We start from the raw sequence: 4,018 nt of genomic DNA, 5'->3' as shown, positions 1-4,018 counted from the left end.
CGCAGCGCCAGGCTGGCCGCGCCGGCCGCCGGGGGACGCGCCCCCGGCCGCAGCGGGACCGGTTCGCGCACGAGGGCAGTCACTGATCCTCCCGAGGCCGGTGGGGGATGCCGCCGCGGTGCGGACGGCCCGCCCTCTGCCGGAACGGTAGACCCGCCCTCGCACGGGTCGTATGGGGAAAGGTGCCAAGGATGGTTGTCATCGTTCGTCTTTGTTGTCACTGTTGATCAGGCATCGGTAGCGATCACGCCGTAACGGGCGATGTACGCACCACCAAGGCGAGGTGACCCCTGGCATGAGTTACACCAGCGCGGACCCGGGCCCACCGGCCCTCCGGCTCGCGAGTACCGGAACCCTGACCTACGGCCTGTCGGTCGGCGAGGTCCTCGGTGTCTCGACCCTGAACGGCGCACGGCTCATCGCCGGGCGCGCCGGGCTCGAGCGCATCGTCCAGCGGCTCAACGTGATGGAGGTCCCCGACATCCTGTCGTGGGTCAAGTCGAACGAGCTGCTGCTGACCACCGGCTATCCCCTGCGCAACACCCCCCAGTCGCTCGACAACCTGGTCGCCGACCTGGACGAGCGGGGCCTGGCGGCACTGGCGATCAAGCTCGGCCGCTACCTGGAGGCGCTGCCCGCCGAGATGATCTCCCAGGCGGACCGGCGCGGCTTCCCGCTCATCCTGCTCCCCAACGACGTCGGGTTCGACGACATCCTCAACCAGGTCCTGACCGACATCCTCAACCGGCAGGCTGCCGTGCTCGCGCGCACCGAGGAGGTGCACCGCGCGCTGGTCCAGATCGTCCTGTGCGGCGGCGGCCTGCAGGAGGTCGTGGACGAGGTCGCGACCCTGCTGGACGTCGCGGTCGTCGTCCTGGACGGCGAGCAGCGCGTCCTGGCGGGCGCCGGGCCGGACGAGCACGTCCAGGCGATGCGGGCGTTCGACGCAGGCCGGCACACCGCGTGCGGCCGCGGCGGCTGCGGCATCGCCGGCGCCCACGGCACCGCCGACCACCTGGTGGTCCCCGTCGTGGCCGGCGGGTTCGACCACGGCCGGATCATCGCCTTCAGCCCGGCGGGCACGCTGCGCGGCACCGATCTCGGGATTCTGGAGCGCGCCGCGACCGTCGCCGCCCTGGTGGTGACCAAGCAGCAGGCCGTCGCGGCGGTGGAGAGCAAGTACCGCGCCGACTTCCTGCGCGACATCCTCGCCGGCCGCGCCGGCGACGACCACCGGGTCGTCGCGCACTGCGACGGGTTCGGCTGGGACCTCGACCGCCCGATGATGGTGGTCGTGGCGGAGCTGGACGGCCGTCCGCGCGGCGCGGGACCCGGCACCGGACCCGGCTCCCAGGGGCCCGGCGCCGAGACCGACGCCCGGGTGAACGGGCGTCCCGCCGTCCGCGGCCGGGTCGAGCCGGCCGACGCCCCGGGACGGGGCGTGCGCGGCGCCGAGGAGCGGTCCGCGCAGGAACGGCTGGCCGCGGCCTGGACGGCGGCGGTCCGCCGGCACGACCGGGGCGCCGCGGTCGCGAGCTTCGCGCACGAGGTCGTGGCGGTGATCGGCGCCGACGGCGGCGACCCGGCCGAACTGGCCGCGGGACCGGTCCAGGCGATGGTCAAGGAGGCGTCGTCGGTGTTCGCCGAGCACCTGCCGGTGCGGCGGACGTTCTCCACGGGCATCAGCCGCGTGGTGGCCTCCCCCGCGGCGCTGCCGGAGGCGTACGAGCAGGCGGTCAAGGCCGTCCGGGTGGGCCGTCAGCTCCACGGCGCGGGCGCCCGCGCGCACTTCGACCAGCTCGGCGTGTACCGGCTGCTCAGCCTGGTGTCGGATCCGGAGGAACTGCACGCGTTCGTCCGCGAGACGCTGGGCGAGCTCGCCGCCGACGACGAGCCGGAGCTGGTCGACCTGCGCCGGACGCTGCAGGTGCTGCTGGAGACCAACCTCAACGTCGCCGAGACCGCCCGGCGGCTCCACTTCCACTACAACACGCTCCGCTATCGCATCGGGAAGCTGGAGCGGATGCTCGGGGCGTTCACGGAGGACGCCCACCTGCGGCTCAACCTCACCCTCGCCCTCCACGTGCTGCGCATGCGCGGCATCTGAGGACGACGCCGCTCCCGGCGGCGCCCCGTTAGCACGCGCGGGTGAACGGGAGGTTGATCCGCGCGGCCGGTGCTCCCGGCCGGTGCGGCGCCGTTTGGCAGATGTCGCCGAGGCCCGCCCGTATGGGTAGATCTCCTTTGCCCGCACGGGCGGGCGCGCCGCCGGGCCGGACGAGCACCCACGGGAGGCCGGATGATCGGCTGGAAGCTGCACGGCGACGGGCGGACCCCGCCGCCCGGCGAGGTCGTCGCGCCGTGGGAGCGGCTGTCGTGGCCGCGCACCGCCGGGATCGGCGCCCAGCACGTGGTCGCCATGTTCGGCGCGACGTTCGTGTTCCCCGTCGTGATGGGCCTGGACCCCAACCTGTCGATCATGATGTCCGGGATCGCGACCGCGCTGTTCCTGCTGGTCGCCGGCGGCCGGGTGCCGAGCTACCTCGGCACGAGCGCCTCGTTCGTCGGCGCGGTCGCCGCGATCCGCGCCGCCGGCGGCGACAGCGCCACGGTGACCGGCGCCATCCTCGTCGCCGGGGCCGTCCTCACGGCCGTGGGGGCGCTCGTCCACGTGCTCGGCGGCGAGATCGTCCAGCGGGTGTTCCCGCCGGTGGTGACGGGCGCGGTGGTCATGCTCATCGGGTTCAACCTCGCCCCGGTCGTCGCCACCGTCTACTGGCCCCAGGACCAGTGGGTCGCCCTGGCGACGCTGGCGTTCGCCGTCGTGTGCACGGTTCTGCTGCGCGGCTTCTGGGCGCGCGTCTCGATCCTGCTCGCGCTGGTCTTCGGGTTCGCGCTGTCCTGGCTGCTGGACGCGGCGTCCGGCGAGATCACCTCCGTGCTCCCCGGAAAGCACCTGCTGGACGCGGCGGGCCGGCCCTGCCCGGTGGAGGGCCCGTACTGCGTCGCGACCGCCTTCCCGCACGACCGGCTGGACCTCGCCCCGGTGCGGGCCGCCGACTGGTTCGGCCTGCCTCCCCTGCACGCGCCGGGGTTCACGACCTCGGCGATCCTGCTGGCGCTGCCGCCGGTGATCGCGCTCGTCGCCGAGAACACCGGGCACGTCAAGGCGGTCGCGGCGATGACCGGCGACGACTTGGACCCGGTGCTCGGCCGCGCGATCGCCGCCGACGGCGCCGGCACCGTCCTCGCCGCCGCCGTCGGCGGGTCGCCGACCACCACCTACGCCGAGAACATCGGGGTCATGGCCGCGACCCGGATCTACTCGACCGCCGCCTACTACGTCGCCGCGGCCGTCGCGGTGCTGTTCGGGCTGTGCCCGAAGTTCGGCGCCCTCGTCGCCGCGACGCCGGGCGGGGTGCTCGGCGGGATCACGGTGGTGCTGTACGGCATGATCGGCCTGCTCGGCGCGAAGATCTGGATCGAGAACCGGGTCGACTTCGGCGACCCCGTCAACCTCGTCCCCGTCGCGGCGGGCGTCATCCTGGCGATCGGGAACGTGACACTGCGCGTCACCGGAGACTTCCCGCTGCAGGGGATCGCCCTCGGGACCATCGCCGTGCTGGTCGGCTACCACGCGCTGAACGCGCTGGCCCCCGGCGCGCGGGGGACGGGCGGGGGCGTGATCGCGCCCGGCGAGCGGGAGATCGGCGGGCCGGTCCGGCGGCCGCCCGGCGACCGGGGCCGCGGGGAGGGGCGCCGATGAAACCGCCGCCGTTCGGCTATCACGCGCCGCGCGCCCTCGGCGAGGCGCTGGACGCGCTCGCCGCCGCCCCGGCGGGCAAGGTGCTCGCCGGCGGCCAGAGCCTCATCCCGCTGCTCAACATGCGGCTGGCCGCCCCGTCGGACCTGGTCGACATCAACCGCGTCGCCGGGCTGGACACCCTGGAGGCGGGCCCCGCGGGCGTGCGCGTCGGCGCGCTCGCCCGGCACGCCCGGGTGGAGCGCTCGGCGGAGG

3 protein-coding genes are annotated in these 4,018 nt (G+C 74.6%); all 3 read left to right on the top strand.

Annotated features, from left to right (window positions below):
- Positions 1 to 295: 295 nt before the first annotated feature.
- On the top strand, positions 296 to 2,107 hold the full coding sequence (locus E1291_RS39865) for a PucR family transcriptional regulator (RefSeq protein ID WP_131743185.1): 1,812 nt from the start codon (positions 296 to 298) through the stop codon (positions 2,105 to 2,107).
- A gap of 192 nt (positions 2,108 to 2,299) precedes the next feature.
- Positions 2,300 to 3,766: a uracil-xanthine permease family protein gene (locus tag E1291_RS39860; RefSeq protein WP_131743184.1), complete on the top strand. Its 1,467-nt coding sequence runs from the start codon at positions 2,300 to 2,302 to the stop codon at positions 3,764 to 3,766.
- Positions 3,763 to 4,018 (top strand): FAD binding domain-containing protein (locus tag E1291_RS39855; RefSeq protein ID WP_207401209.1); only part of this gene is annotated, 256 nt, incomplete at its 3' end. The genes E1291_RS39860 and E1291_RS39855, both read left to right, overlap by 4 nt.

It is taken from the genome of Actinomadura roseirufa (genome assembly GCF_900659635.1).
Taxonomy (GTDB): Bacteria; Actinomycetota; Actinomycetes; order Streptosporangiales; family Streptosporangiaceae; genus Spirillospora; species Spirillospora roseirufa.
Note: the sequence above shows the minus strand (reverse complement) of the source record. Positions and strands in the feature narration are given on the sequence as shown.